The organism is Amycolatopsis sp. NPDC054798, from assembly GCF_053611505.1.
Genome location: NZ_JBSHAM010000154.1, coordinates 1 through 12,926, shown reverse-complemented (window position 1 = coordinate 12,926; position 12,926 = coordinate 1). Strand labels below are relative to the sequence as shown.

Annotated in this window: 13 protein-coding genes; 6 read left to right on the top strand and 7 right to left on the bottom strand. The window is 69.9% G+C overall.

Going from position 1 to position 12,926, the window contains the following annotated elements:
- Positions 1-69 precede the first annotated feature (69 nt).
- Positions 70-1,437, bottom strand: a complete 1,368-nt coding sequence (locus ACWGIC_RS42680; RefSeq protein WP_452081648.1) for a GntT/GntP/DsdX family permease — start codon at positions 1,435-1,437, stop codon at positions 70-72.
- Complete coding sequence (locus ACWGIC_RS42675; RefSeq protein WP_452081647.1) at positions 1,434-1,928, bottom strand: gluconokinase; 495 nt, start codon at positions 1,926-1,928, stop codon at positions 1,434-1,436. The genes ACWGIC_RS42680 and ACWGIC_RS42675 overlap by 4 nt, the downstream gene beginning before the upstream one ends.
- 127 nt (positions 1,929-2,055) lie before the next feature.
- Here ACWGIC_RS42675 and ACWGIC_RS42670 point away from each other — a divergent pair, with 127 nt between their 5' ends.
- A complete protein-coding gene (locus tag ACWGIC_RS42670) occupies positions 2,056-2,739 on the top strand; it encodes a FadR/GntR family transcriptional regulator (protein ID WP_452081650.1) in 684 nt (227 codons plus the stop codon).
- Between the two features lie 25 nt (positions 2,740-2,764).
- Complete coding sequence (locus ACWGIC_RS42665; protein ID WP_452081646.1) at positions 2,765-3,664, top strand: cobalamin biosynthesis protein CobD/CbiB; 900 nt, start codon at positions 2,765-2,767, stop codon at positions 3,662-3,664.
- A 4-nt stretch (positions 3,665-3,668) separates the two neighbouring features.
- Here the strand turns inward: ACWGIC_RS42665 and ACWGIC_RS42660 are convergent, their stop codons facing one another.
- The 3 genes from ACWGIC_RS42660 to ACWGIC_RS42650 all read right to left on the bottom strand — a co-directional run bounded on the left by ACWGIC_RS42660 (position 3,669) and on the right by ACWGIC_RS42650 (position 5,685).
- Positions 3,669-4,277: an FMN-binding negative transcriptional regulator gene (locus ACWGIC_RS42660; protein ID WP_452081645.1), complete on the bottom strand. Its 609-nt coding sequence runs from the start codon at positions 4,275-4,277 to the stop codon at positions 3,669-3,671.
- A gap of 67 nt (positions 4,278-4,344) precedes the next feature.
- Complete coding sequence (locus tag ACWGIC_RS42655; RefSeq protein WP_452081644.1) at positions 4,345-5,175, bottom strand: SURF1 family cytochrome oxidase biogenesis protein; 831 nt, start codon at positions 5,173-5,175, stop codon at positions 4,345-4,347.
- 48 nt (positions 5,176-5,223) lie between these two features.
- Positions 5,224-5,685, bottom strand: a complete 462-nt coding sequence (locus ACWGIC_RS42650; protein WP_452081643.1) for a low molecular weight protein-tyrosine-phosphatase — start codon at positions 5,683-5,685, stop codon at positions 5,224-5,226.
- 40 nt (positions 5,686-5,725) lie between these two features.
- On the opposite strand from ACWGIC_RS42650, the gene ACWGIC_RS42645 reads away from it, so the two are divergent.
- From ACWGIC_RS42645 to ACWGIC_RS42630, 4 genes are all read left to right on the top strand, one after another.
- Positions 5,726-6,544: a Nif3-like dinuclear metal center hexameric protein gene (locus ACWGIC_RS42645; protein WP_452081642.1), complete on the top strand. Its 819-nt coding sequence runs from the start codon at positions 5,726-5,728 to the stop codon at positions 6,542-6,544.
- A 17-nt stretch (positions 6,545-6,561) separates the two neighbouring features.
- A complete protein-coding gene (locus ACWGIC_RS42640; protein ID WP_452081641.1) occupies positions 6,562-7,299 on the top strand; it encodes a zinc ribbon domain-containing protein in 738 nt (245 codons plus the stop codon).
- Complete coding sequence (locus tag ACWGIC_RS42635; RefSeq protein ID WP_452081640.1) at positions 7,296-8,438, top strand: bifunctional RNase H/acid phosphatase; 1,143 nt, start codon at positions 7,296-7,298, stop codon at positions 8,436-8,438. Before ACWGIC_RS42640 ends, ACWGIC_RS42635 begins: the two co-directional genes overlap by 4 nt.
- A 182-nt stretch (positions 8,439-8,620) precedes the next feature.
- On the top strand, positions 8,621-10,366 hold the full coding sequence (locus ACWGIC_RS42630; RefSeq protein WP_452081639.1) for a hypothetical protein: 1,746 nt from the start codon (positions 8,621-8,623) through the stop codon (positions 10,364-10,366).
- On the opposite strand, the gene ACWGIC_RS42625 is transcribed toward ACWGIC_RS42630, so the two are convergent.
- On the bottom strand, positions 10,363-11,541 hold the full coding sequence (locus ACWGIC_RS42625; protein WP_452081649.1) for an SLC13 family permease: 1,179 nt from the start codon (positions 11,539-11,541) through the stop codon (positions 10,363-10,365). The two genes, ACWGIC_RS42630 and ACWGIC_RS42625, sit on opposite strands and share 4 nt — an antisense overlap.
- 77 nt (positions 11,542-11,618) lie before the next feature.
- On the bottom strand, positions 11,619-12,749 hold the full coding sequence (gene sfnG, locus ACWGIC_RS42620) for a dimethylsulfone monooxygenase SfnG (RefSeq protein ID WP_452081638.1): 1,131 nt from the start codon (positions 12,747-12,749) through the stop codon (positions 11,619-11,621).
- Positions 12,750-12,926: the final 177 nt, after the last annotated feature.

The window sequence follows — 12,926 nt, the reverse complement described above, 5'->3', positions numbered from 1 at the left end:
ACCCCACACCCCCCCCCCCCCCCCCGGCCCCCCCCCCCCGGCCCCCCCCGCCGCCCGGAAGCGGGGGCGCTAGAGCAGTGCACCCAACGGCAGGATCAACGCGATCGCCACCACCGAGATCACCGTCTCCATCACCGACCAGCTCTTCAGCGTCTGCCCGACCGACATCCCGAAGTACTCCTTGACCAGCCAGAACCCGGCGTCGTTCAGGTGCGAGAAGAAGAGCGAGCCGGCGCCGATGGCCAGCACCAGCAGTGCGTTGTGCGTCGGGTCGAGCGTCGCGGCCAGCGGCGCCACGATGCCCGCCGCGGAGACCGTCGCGACCGTGGCCGAACCCGTCGCCAGGCGGATCGCCACCGCGACCAGCCAGCCGAGCAGCAGCGGCGAAAGGTTCGCGCCCTTGGACAGGCTGGTGATCACGTCGCCGACCCCGGCGTCGACCAGGGTCTGCTTGAATCCGCCGCCCGCGGCGACGATCAGCACGATCCCGGCGATCGGGCCGAGGGAATCGCCGATGATCGACGACAGCCGTTCCCGGTTCAGCCGGGCCGGGCGGCCCAGCACGACCATGCCGACGAGGACCGCCAGCAGCAGCGCGACGAGCGGGTCGCCGATGAAGTCGAGGACACGGCGGGCCGGGTTTCCCTTGTCTGCCAAGATGTCCGCCAGAGCTTTGGCCAGCATGAGCACCACTGGCAGGAGCACTGTGGACAGGGTCGCGACGAAGCTCGGGCGGTGCTTTTCGTCGGTGCCTTCGGACTCCGGGACCAGCCGGGCGGGCGGTGCGGCGTCGGGCACCATCTTGGCGGCGAGACGGCCGAACAGGGGTCCGGCGATGATCACCGTGGGGAGGCCGACCAGCAGGCCCAGTCCCAGGGTGAGGCCGACGTTGGCGTTCAGCGAACCGGCCGCGGCCAGCGGGCCGGGGTGCGGCGGGATCAGGCCGTGCAGCACCGACAGCCCGGCCAGCGCCGGGATTCCCAGCAGCAGCACCGGTTTCCCGCTGCGCTTGGCGACCAGCAGCACCACCGGGATCAGCATCACGAGACCGATCTCGAAGAACATCGGCAACCCGATCAGCGCGGCGACCAGCGCCATCGCCCACGGCAGCCCGGGGCCGCGGACCCGGCCGAGCACGGTGTCCACGATCCGGTCCGCGCCGCCGGAATCGGCGAGAAGCTTGCCCAGCATCGCTCCGAAAGCGATCAGCACGCCGACCGAGGCGACGGTGCTGCCGACGCCGTTCGTGAAGCTCTTCAGCAGCTTGTCCACCGGCATCCCGGCGACCAGGCCGAGTACGCCGGAGCCCAGCGTGAGCGCGAGCAGCGGATGCAGTTTGACCTTGCTGATCAGCACCACGATCACGGCGATGGCCAGCACCGTGGCGAGGATCAGGCGGGTGTCGTGGCCGGTCCAGCCGGCGGCGAGGGTCGTCATGCGCGCTCCCGGTACGCAGCGAGCGCCGACGCGACGAGGTCGTCCGGCGTACGGCTGATGTCGAAGGTCTGGCCCGGCTCGTCGGGCTCAAGCGGTTCGAGGTCGGCGAGCTGGGAATCGAGCAGCGAGACCGGCATGAAGTGGCCGCTGCGGGTCTTCATCCGCTCGGCGAGCAGGTCGCGCGAGCCGTGCAGGTGCAGGAACCAGACGTCCCAGCCGCCGCGCAGCACGTCGCGGTAGCGCCGTTTCAGTGCGGACGAGCTGACGACGCCGCCGCTGTCCTGGTGCTCGGCGATCCACAGCGCGATCGCGGCCAGCCACGGCTCCCGGTCGGCGTCGGTGAGCGGGTGGCCCGAGGTCATTTTTTCGATGTTGGCCTTGGGGTGGAAGGTGTCCGCCTCGGCGTATTCGACTCCGAGAGCCGTCGCGACCGCCTCGCCGACCGTCGTCTTGCCCGAGCCTGATACGCCCATCACCACGATGACCGTCATGCGCACCTCCCACGTCTTTGTGTCCTCGAGAAGTCAAACTCAAAAGTACTACTTAATCAAGAAGAAGTAGTACTTAATCGAGTCAGAGGGTTAAGTTAACCCAGTGGGGAATGATCGGCACGAGGACATGCTCGACGAGCTCGGCGCGGCCATCGCGAGCGGCGAGCTGGCACCGGGCGCGGTACTGCGCTCCGAAGAGCTGCAAGAGCGGTTCGGGGCCTCGCGCACTGTGGCGCGCGAGGTCGTCCGGGTCCTCGAGACGATGGGGTTGACCAGCAGCCGCCGCCGCGTCGGGGTCACCGTCCGCGAGCCGGCCGAGTGGAACCACTATGACCCGCGGCTGATCCGCTGGCAGCTCGACGGTGCGGACCGGGGGACCGCCCTGCGCACGCTGACCGAACTGCGCTCGGCCGTCGAACCGTGCGCCGCCAGGTTCGCCGCGATCCGGGCGACCCCGGAGGAACGCGGGCGGCTCCGTGCGCTGGCGGTGCATCTTCAGCGCACGGCGCGGGCCCGCGATCTGGACGCCTTCCTCGGCCACGACGTCGCGTTCCACGATCTGCTGTTGTCCTCGTCGCGGAATCCGATGTTCGCGCAACTGTCCTCAGTGGTCGCCGAAGTGCTCGCCGGCCGCACCGGGCACGGCCTGATGCCGGACGAACCGCAGCCCGAGGCGGTCGCGCTGCACGTCGAGGTCGCCGAGGCGATCGACCTCGCCGACCCGGTTCGCGCCGAACGCGCGATGCGCGACATCGTGGAGCAGGCACGCGAGGAAATCGCCGCCGCGGTGTCGAGTAATCTCGGCGGCTGAATCGTCCATGTTCGGGGGGCTACAGGTGAGCGCGGCGCGCGCGATCGGCTTGATTCTCGGTTTGGCCGCAGACGGTGCACTCGGCGATCCGCGGCGGCGTCCACCGGTCACCGCCTTCCGCCGGGCGGTCGCGGCCACCGGTTCGCGGCGCGCGACTGGCCTGGGAATCGCCGGCGCGGCAGTCGCCGCGGGAGTGCTGGCCGAGCGCACCAGCCGGCGCGGCCCGGTGCTGCAGGCGACGGCGACGGCAGTGGCGACCTGGGCGGTCGTCGGCGCGGCCGGGCTGGCGACGCAGGGCACGGAGCTGGCCCGCGATCTCGAAGAAGGCCGTCTCGAACCCGCGCGCGAGACACTGTCCGAACTGGACCCGCGCGTCACCGACAGCCTGAGCACGATCGGGCTTTCCCGTGCGGCCGTGGAAACTCTGGCCGAGAACACGTCCGAAGTGGTCGTCACGCCGCTGCTGTGGGGCGCGGTCGCGGGCGTGCCCGGGCTTCTCGCGGCGCGCACGATCGGGCTGCTGCGCCGGCTGCTCCCCGGGCACTGGGTCATCGACCGGCTCGACGAACTCGTCCACCTGCTGCCGACCCGGGTCGCCGCTGCGCTGACCGTCCTCGGCGCGCCGGTGGTCGGTGGTTCGGCGGGCGGTGCGTGGCGGGCTTGGCGACGGGACACGATCGCGCATCCGAGCCCGAACGCCGGTCGCGTCGAGGCCGCGTTCGCCGGGGCGTTGGAGATCCGGGTCGGCGGGCGGACCGAATATCCGCACGGCGTCGTGGAATTGCCAGTGCTGGGAGTGGGACGGAATCCGGACGCCGGGCACGTCACGCGGGCGGTGGAACTGTCCCGAGTGGTCGGCTGGCTGGCCGCGGGGACGTCGGTGATCGTGGCGTTGCTGGCCGGAGTGCGCCGCCGTAACCCCTGAGCTGTCAGGGTTTCAGGTGTGCCACGGCTTCCGCGTCGTTGAAACCGTCCCGTTCGGACAGTCGCGTTTTGATCCGCTGCCGGTCCTCGGGCTTCTTGTTCCCGCCGTACTTGAACTTCGCCCGCACCTCAGTGACGGTCAGCTCGACGCCGCGGATTCCCGGCAGCAGCCGCCGGTCCGGAGCGTCCACAGCGGACACTGGAGTGCGCTTGCCGTCCGGCTCGAAGTGCGCCAGCTGGAGGTTCAGCAGCGCGGCTTTTTCCGCCGGATCGTCGATGACCCGGACGTCGCAGGCCAGCTGAACGCTCGCGTAGTAGGAAGTGGGCACGCCGAGCGCGGGGTCGTCGTTGGTGTTCCAGTCCGAGCGGATGTAGGTGTAATCGCCGGTCACCGTCAGCAGCGCGCGCGGGTGTTCCTCCAGCAGCGGCCACACCGGGTTCGGCCGGGCGAGGTGCAGCCGGACGGTCGCGTCGCCGTCGAAGACGAAATGCGTCGGCACCACCACGGGCAGATCGCGGCCGCGGCCCCCGGCGACCAGTTCGCCGAAATCGTGTCCGGCGAGCCATTCCCGCCATTCGTTCTCGTCCGCGGCGTCCCAGGGATGGATCAGCATGCGGTCAGTATCCGTGCGGCGAGTGGCCCGGACAAAGAGCCATTTTCCAGCGAAACGACCAGGCCACTCAGGGGGTCGGCGAGTACTCGTCCTCTTCTTCGGCGAGCATCTCCGCGACAGACTTGCGCCGGCCGCGCTGCGGGCGCTCGGTCGTCAGCGCGCCGCCCGGACGCAGCTCGCGGATCGTGAAGTACAGCCAGCCCAGCAACGCCATGGTGCCGAACGCCAGCCACTGCAGCGCGTACGAGAAGTACGGGCCCGACTCGAGCTGCGGCAGCGGCAGCGGGCTGAGCACGCCGGGCTGCTTCTGGTCGAGCTGGAAGTACCCCGGCCGGATGGTGAGACCGGAAGACTTCGCCACTACGCGCGAGTCGACGGTGTAGCTCTGCAGCTTCCCGTTCGTCGACGCGTCGGCGAACGCTTCGCGGTTCTTCGGGTCGGTCTCGTCGCTTCGCACGCGCGCGACGACCGTGACCTGTCCGCCTGGCGCTGCCGCGTAGGGGAGGACACCGGAGTCGCTGTTGAGCCCCACGTAACCGCGGTCAATCAGGTACACAGTGCCGTCCGTGGCGCGAAGCGGCGTGAGGACTTCGTACGCGCCTTGGCCCTGCACAGTGCGCAGCCGGGCGACGACTTCCGCCGAAGGCAGGTACGTGCCGGTGATCGACACGAGGTGCCACTCAGTGTTCTTGTCCGGCTTCGAACCGGGCGGCAGCAGCTGCGCCACCGGAGCGGGTTTCGCGGTGAACGACGTGGTCAGTGCGTTGTTCTGGGTGACCTGTTCGCCGTCGCGGCGGAACTGCCACGGGGCCAGCAGCGTGTAACAGCAGATGGCGAAGGTGAACACCACCACTGTCAACGCCAGCCATCCCGGCCGGAGCAGAAACCGCAACCGCACCCCTCTACGGTAGGCCGTCGCGTTCCGTGCGCGCACCCGGACCGGACGTCACGCCTGTTCGCGGACCCAGTCCAGCAGCCCCGGCACACTCCGCTCGATCATTCCGAGCACGTCCTCGAAGCCGTCGTCGCCGCCGTAATACGGGTCCGGCACCTCGGCGCCTTCCGGGGCGGACGGGTCGAACGAACGCAGCAGCCGCACCCGCGAAGGGTCCTCGACGCGGGACTGGAGGAACCCCTGGTGACTCTCGTCGGCGGCCAGCAGCAGATCGGCTTCGAGATCTTCGTCGCTGACCTCGGCCGCGATGTGCTCGGTGGGGTAGCCGTGCGCTTTCAGCGTGGCGCGCGCCCGGCGGTCGGCCGCCTCGCCGACGTGCCACGGACCGGTGCCCGCGCTGGAGACGTGCACGGCGTCCGCTAGGCCCGCGTCGGCGAGTTTCTTGCGGAAGACGAGCTCTGCCATCGGGGAGCGGCAGATGTTGCCAGAACACACAAACACCAGCTTGGGCATGGTTCGCAGTCTTCCAGAGCGACCGTGCGAGGATCCCCGGGTGCCTGCATTAGCCGAGATCATCGCCGTACTCGAACGCAGTTACCCGCCCCGGATGGCGGAAAGCTGGGACGCCGTCGGGCTCGTCTGCGGAGACCCCGCCGAGAACGTCGACCGCGTGCTGTTCTGCGTCGACCCGGTCGAGGAGACGCTAGCTGAGGCCGAGGAAATCGGCGCACAGCTGATCGTCGCGCACCATCCGCTGCTGCTGCGTGGCGTGCACGGCGTCCCCGCGGACACCGCCAAGGGTTCGCTCGTGCACCGGATGATCCGCGGCGGCATCGCGCTCTACTGCGCGCACACCAACGCCGACTCGGCCGACCCCGGCGTCTCCGACGCGCTCGCCGCGGCCATCGGGCTCGAGGTCGACCGGCCGCTCGACCCGCACGAACTGGGCGGGCGCACCGGCATCGGCCGGATCGGGCACCTGCCCGCCGCCGAGCCGTTCGCGCAGTTCGTCCAGCGGGTCGCGGACGCGCTTCCGGTCACCGTGCCTGGCGTTCTTGGCGCAGGAGACCCAGATCGGCCGATCCGCACCGTCGCGGTTTCCGGCGGTGCGGGCGACTCGTATCTCGCGAAGGCGACGGCCGAAGGCGTCGACGCGTACGTGACGGCGGATCTGCGCCACCATCCGGCCGGCGAACACCTCGCTGCGGCGGAAACCGTGCCCGCGCTGGTCGGTCTGACGCACTGGGCCAGCGAGTGGCCGTGGTGCGGACAGGCCTCGGCCCTTGTCGGCGCGGCCTTTGCGGGTACCGTCGAAGCTCACGTCTCCACGCGGTGCACCGACCCGTGGACCATCCGCGCTACCGCCCAGTAACTAAATCAGGGAGCACAGTGAAGGCCGACCCCGCCGTCCAGCGTCAGCTGCTCGAACTCGCGAAGGTGGACGCCGAGCTTTCGCGCGTCGCGCACCGCCGCCGCACTCTGCCCGAGCTCGCCGAGATCGAGGCCGGGGAGAAGACCGTCCGGGAGAAACGCGACGCCCTCGTCTCCGTCGAGACCGCGACCTCGGACCTCGACCGGGAAATCGCCCGGCAGGAGAAAGAGGTCGAATCGGTGCGGGCCCGCGAGGACCGCGACCGCAAGCTGCTGGAATCCGGGTCGGTCGGCGCCAAGCAGATGACCGACATCGAGCACGAACTGCAGACGCTCGGCCGTCGCAAGGGCGCGCTCGAGGACGACCTGCTGGAGTTGATGGAGCAGCGCGAGGCACTGGGCCTGGACGCGCAGCGCACCAGCGCCGAGGTCGACAAGGCGGCGCAGGCGGTCGCGGCCGCCGCGGCCCGCCGCGACGAGGCGTTCAAGGACCTCGACACCACCGAGGCGCGGCGCAAGGAAGACCGCGCGAAGCTGCTGCCGCGCTTCCCGGAGCCGCTGCTCAAGCTGTACACCCGCGTCTACGACCACAAGGGCATCGGCGCGGCGCTGCTGCGGGCCCGCCGGTGCGGGGCCTGCCAGCTCGAACTCGACCGCAACACCATCTCCGAGATCAAGTCCGCGGCCGAGGACAGCGTCGTGCAGTGCGACAACTGCGGCGCGATCCTGGTCCGCACGCTGGAGTCGGGGCTGTGACCGACCGGGTGATCGTCGAGGCCGACGGCGGATCGCGGGGCAACCCCGGTCCGGCAGGCTACGGCGCGGTCGTGAAGGACGCGGCCACCGGCGAGGTGCTCGCCGAACGCCACGAGTACCTCGGCATCGCCACGAACAACGTCGCGGAGTACTCCGGGCTGGTCGCCGGGCTCGCCGCGGCCGCCGAACTCGGAGTGTCCATTGTGGACGTCCGGATGGATTCGAAGCTCGTCGTCGAGCAGATGTCCGGACGGTGGAAGATCAAGCACGCCGCGCTGCAGCCGCTGGCCGCGCAGGCCCGCGAGATCGCGGCGGGCTTCGACCGCGTCGGCTACACCTGGATCCCGCGCGCGGAGAACTCGCACGCGGACCGGCTCGCGAACGTCGCGATGGACAGCGCCGGATCCGTCGCCACCTCGCCCGCCCCGGTCGCCGAAACGCGGCCGAAAGCCAGGGTTTCCGAGCCGGACCGGGTGTCCCCGGCGGGCTGGACCGGAGCCCGCGGCACGCCCACCAAACTGCTCCTGCTGCGCCACGGCCAGACCGAGATGTCGGTCGACCGCCGCTATTCCGGGCGCGGCGATGTCCCGCTCACCGAGTACGGCCGGAGCCAGGCCGCCGCGGCGGCCAAACGGCTGGCCGCGATGCCGGGGCTGATCGGCGAAGACGGCGAGCCGGCTCCGATCGTCTCGTCGCCGCTGATCCGCACCAAGCAGACCGCGCAGGCGGTCGCCGACGCGCTCGGCGGCCGGGTCGAAACGCACCCCGGCCTGATCGAGACCGACTTCGGCGAATGGGAGGGCCTCACCTTCGGCGAGGCCGCCGAGCGGGATCCCGAACTGCACCGCTGCTGGCTGAGCGATTCGTCGTGCCCGCCGCCCGGCGGCGAGAGCTTCGACGCGGTCCACGAGCGGGTCGGCAAGGCGCGGCGCGACCTGGTCGAGGAGTACGACGGGCGTACGGTCGTCGTCGTCAGCCACGTGACGCCGATCAAGACCCTGCTGCGGATGGGGCTCGACGCCGGGCCCTCGCTGCTGTTCCGGCTGCACCTGGACCTGGCGTCGCTCTCGATCGTCGAGTTCTATCCGGACGGCAACGCCTCGGTCCGGCTGGTCAACGACATCTCGCACCTGTCCTGAGCAGGACGAATGTGAGGTGGATCACGGTCGGGGATGACGTGTGAAACGGCCCGGATGAGGTATTGGCTAGAGTGCGGTGTCGACCGCGGCGCCGCGGCGCAGGTCCCGGCCGGGGCTTCAAGGGGGGCGCAGGCTCGTGCGTTTCTTCGGCAGAATCCGCAAGTGGAAACAGTGACGAGGACATGACGGCTAGCGCACTCACCGCAGTATCCGAGCCCGACCTGCCGGGGGAGGAGACGACCGACCCGCCAGCGCGGTTCAAGCTCAGCTGGCTGGCGTCGACGCTGGCGGTGCTGGCCGGCGTGGCCGCGGTCGCGTGGCACGCCACCCGCTACGCGCACTGGATCGTCGACGACGCGGCCATCACGTTCTCCTACTCGCGCAGCGTCGCCGAGGGCCTCGGCCCGGTGCTGGCCCCCGGAGCCCCGCCGGTGGAGGGCTTCTCCGACCCGACCTGGATGATCCTGCTCGCGCTCGGCAAGGTCGCCGGCCTGTTCGACAAGGGCCTGCTGTTCGGCATCCCGGACTACGTGCTGTTCCCCAAGCTGCTCGGCCTGTTCTTCACCGCGGGCATCCTGGTGCTGTGCCATCTGGTGGCCCGCCAGGTGTTCCGCAGGCACGCGTGGGCGGTCACGCTGGCCACCGGCCTCGGGCTGGCGGCGATCCCGTCGTTCGTGATCTGGGTGGTCTCCGGCCTCGAGAACTCGCTGTTCGCGTTCTTCACCACCGCGCTCGCCGCGCTGCTGTTCACCGCGCTGCGCAAGGAAAACTCGCTGTCGTTCAAGGTCGGCATCGTCGCGGGCGTGCTCGTCGCCGCGGCCGCGCTGACCCGGCCGGAAGGCCTGATCTACGCCAGCGCGTACCCGATCGTCCTGCTGTTCGGCGTCAAGCGCGAAGGGTTCTGGCCCAGCTTCCGGTCCGCGCTGGTGTCCATCGCGGCCTTCGCCGTGCTGTTCGGCGGCTACGTCGTCTGGCGCTACACGGAATTCCACCGGCTGCTGGCCAACCCGTCGGTCGCCAAGAAGCAGGGCCTGCCGACTTTCGCCTCGATCATCCGGCCGCACGAGCTGGTGGCGTACGCGGGCATCGCGCTGACGCTCGTGCTGCTCGCCGCGGTCGTGTGGGCGCTGGTCAAGGCTCCGTGGCGGCGTCCGCTGATCGGGCTGGTCACGCCGCTCGTGCTCGGCGTGATCGCGTACGGCGTGATGGTGCCGGACTGGATGGCGCAGTACCGCTTCGCGACGCCGGTGTGGGTGCTTGGCACGCTGTGCGGCGTCATGGCTTTCGGCGAGCTGCTGCGTTCGCTGGCGAAGGTGCAGTGGCGGGCGGTCGCGGCGCTCGTGCTCGTGGCCGCGTCGGTCCCCTCGGCGATCGGCTTCGTGCAGCACGACGAGGAGTTCGTCAAGAGCCCCACCGTGCCGGCCTGCCTGATCGCCGACCGGTTCGGCCGCGGCTTCAACACCTACGCGGACATGCTCGGCCTGCAGCACGCGTCGCTGCTGCTGCCGGACCTCGGCGGCTCTTCGATGACCAGCAGGCTCGAGCTGGTCGACATGGCCGGCCTGGTCAACGCGCCGATCGCGGACCTCACGCACAAGGAAGACATCGCCGGCCTGCGCGACTACGTGTTCGACACGGTGAAGCCGACCTTCATCCACTCGTGGGGCCCGTGGGCGGACGGCAACCAGATCAGCATCGACCCGCGCATCGACCGGGACTACCTCCCGATCCTGGTGTACCCCGGTCCGGGCAAGCGCCAGGGCGACTTCGTCCGCAAGGACGCGGTGACCGACCCGGCGAAGCTCGCCGCTGTGCAGCACTACGCGCAGGTCACGATGATGAACGTGGAAGCGCAGCGGTTCGGGAACGGTCTTGAGGACTGTGGCCCGACGTTGTCGCGCGGCAGCACGATCGCGCCGCGAGGCTAGAGCGCCAGCCATAGCGCGCACGTCGCCGCTGCCAAGGACAGCGGCGTCGTGAGTGCGCCGAGCTTCAGGAACTCGCCCACCCGCGGATGCTGCCCGTGGCGGACGACAACGCGTCGCCACAACAGCGTCGCAAGGGAACCAAGGTACGTCGCGTTCGGCCCGATGTTCACGCCCAGCAGCACGGCGAGCAGCACGCCCTGATTCGGGTGCGGCCCGAGGACGGACAGCAGGATCAGCGTCGCGGGCAGGTTGTTGACCAGATTCGCCAGCACGGCCGCGACACCCGCGGCGAGCAGGAGTTCGGGCAGCCCGGCCGTCGTCGGCAGGATCGTGCGCAGGAGTCCGCCGAGAAGGTGCTCGTCGACCGCTTCGACCACCACCGCGAGAGCGAGCACGAAGAGAATCAGCAGCGGGGACGCTTCGGTGAGCACCTGCCAAGGCCGGATCTTCCGCTCTGACAAGGCTTTCGCGGCCAAGACCAGCGCCGTGAGCGCGGCGATCCACACCGGCTCGACGTGCACCAGCTGTCCGGTCGCGAAGCCGATCAGCATGACCGCCAGCACGACGAGCGTGAAGACCGGCGCTTCGCGGTGTTCGGGCTGGCGGGTGCTGGCCGGTTCGCGGAGGTCTTTGCGGAAGAACCAGGCGAACGCGGCGAGTTCGACGGCGAGGGTGACCAGCCAGGGCAACGCCATCAGCGCGGTGAAACCGGCGAAGGTGAGGCCGGAAGCGGTGAAGGCGAGCAGGTTTGTCAGGTTGGAGACAGGGAAGAGCGTCGACGCCGAGTTGGCCAGGTGGGCGCAGGCGTAGACGTGCGGACGCGCGCTGAGTCGCAGCTCTGCGGCGGTGGCGAGGACGACCGGGGTCAGCAGGACGACGGTGGCGTCGAGACTGAGCACGGCGGTGACGATCGCGGCCGCGGCGAAGGTGAGCAGCAGGAGCCGAGGCTGGCGTCCCCGGCAGATCTCGGCGAGTTCGGCGCCGAGCCAGGTGAAGACACCCTCTGCCGCGGCGAGGTGGCTGACCAGCAGGATCGCCCCGAGAAAGCCCATCGTGGGCAGCATCTGGACGACCCGCTCGCCTGCTTCGTGCGGGGAAGTCAGGCCCAGCGCGAGGACGACACCGGCGGCGGGGACCGCGAAGACAGCTTCCGGGAGACCGCGCGGGCGCGCCATGGCGAACCACAGCGTTCCGGCCAGAAGAAGCAGGGACAGGGCACCGTTCACCCCCGAACGCTAGCCGCAGGGAGAACTCAGATCCCCGCCGGTTCCGGGACTCCCGCGCCGCGCTCCAGCACCCGCTCCTTCTCCCGGATCACCGGCAGCACCGCCCGGCCGAAGTGCTCGACGTCCTCCAGATAGTGCAAAAAGCCGAGCAGCAACAGGTTCGCGCCGCGCTTTTTGTATTCGATCGCCCGGTCCGCGATGTGTTCCGGCGTCCCGATCAGCCCGGTCCGGAATCCGTCGTTGTACTGCACCAGGTCCGCGAACTCCGAATCCGCCCACATGCCCTTCGTGTCCGAAGTGGACTTCCCGGCCTGCGCGACCGCCGAGCGGAACCCTTCGACGGCAGGCACGTTCGCCTTCGCCACGATCTCCCGCAAAACCTCGCGCGCCTCGGCCTCGGTCTCCCGGGCGATCACGAACCCGTTGAGCCCGAACCGCACCGCGTGATTGTTCTCCGCGGCGTACCCGCGCACCTCGTCGACCTGCTCGCTGAAGCCGGCGAAATCCTTGCCGTTGCTGAAATACCAGTCCGAAACGCGACCGGCCAGCTTGCGCGCCGCCGTGGAGTTGCCGCCCTGGAAGACTTCCGGATGCGGCCGTCCCGGTCCGGCGACCGGTTTGGGTTTGATGTCGAAATCGTGGACGCGGTAGAAGTCGCCGCTGAACTCGGCGTGGTCGTCGGTCCACAATCGCTTGAGCACGCGGATGAACTCCTCCGAGCGGCGGTAGCGCTCGTCGTGTTCCAGCCAGGGCTGCCCGAGACCGGTGAACTCGTCTTTGAACCAGCCGCTGACCACGTTCACCGCGGCCCGGCCGCCGGAGATGACGTCCGCGCTGGCGATGAATTTCGCCAGCACCCCGGGCTGCCACAGTCCAGGATGGACGGCCGCAATGACCTTCAGCCGCTGCGTCGCGAGCAGCAGCGCCAGGCTGAACCCGGTGGATTCGTGCTGGTAAGCAGCGCCGTAGCTCGCCGTGTAGCGGACCTGGGTGAGCGCGTACTCGAAGCCGTTGTTCTCGGCGAGCACAGCCAGGTCGCGGTTGTATTCGTAGCCCCAATCAGTGCGCTGTTCGATGTCGCTGGTGACCAGGCCGCCGCTCACATTCGGGACCCAGTAAGCGAATTTCAGGGGTTCGTGCGGTTCTTCTGCGGTCATGGCGGGGAGTGAAACAGCGGCCGGGCGCCGGGGCAAAGCGCGTCCACGCGGTGGAATGTGCCAGCCCGCGCCGGGGTCCGGCCGTCCCCCGGGTAGGCTGTTTCGGCGGACGAGCTGGCAGGACGGTCGCGGCCCGGGTTCTCCCGGTCCGAGGAAAGTCCGGACTCCGCAGGGCAG

Excerpts from the sequence above, each read along its gene's own strand:
- ACWGIC_RS42680 (WP_452081648.1), bottom strand. The coding sequence starts at position 1,437 with ATGACGACCCTCGCCGCCGGCTGGACCGGCCACGACACCCGCCTGATC.
- ACWGIC_RS42675 (WP_452081647.1), bottom strand. The coding sequence starts at position 1,928 with ATGACGGTCATCGTGGTGATGGGCGTATCAGGCTCGGGCAAGACGACG.
- ACWGIC_RS42670 (WP_452081650.1), top strand. The coding sequence starts at position 2,056 with ATGCTCGACGAGCTCGGCGCGGCCATCGCGAGCGGCGAGCTGGCACCG.
- ACWGIC_RS42660 (WP_452081645.1), bottom strand. The coding sequence starts at position 4,277 with ATGCTGATCCATCCCTGGGACGCCGCGGACGAGAACGAATGGCGGGAA.
- ACWGIC_RS42650 (WP_452081643.1), bottom strand. The coding sequence starts at position 5,685 with ATGCCCAAGCTGGTGTTTGTGTGTTCTGGCAACATCTGCCGCTCCCCG.
- ACWGIC_RS42630 (WP_452081639.1), top strand. The coding sequence starts at position 8,621 with ATGACGGCTAGCGCACTCACCGCAGTATCCGAGCCCGACCTGCCGGGG.
- ACWGIC_RS42625 (WP_452081649.1), bottom strand. The coding sequence starts at position 11,541 with ATGGCGCGCCCGCGCGGTCTCCCGGAAGCTGTCTTCGCGGTCCCCGCC.
- sfnG (WP_452081638.1), bottom strand. The coding sequence starts at position 12,749 with ATGACCGCAGAAGAACCGCACGAACCCCTGAAATTCGCTTACTGGGTC.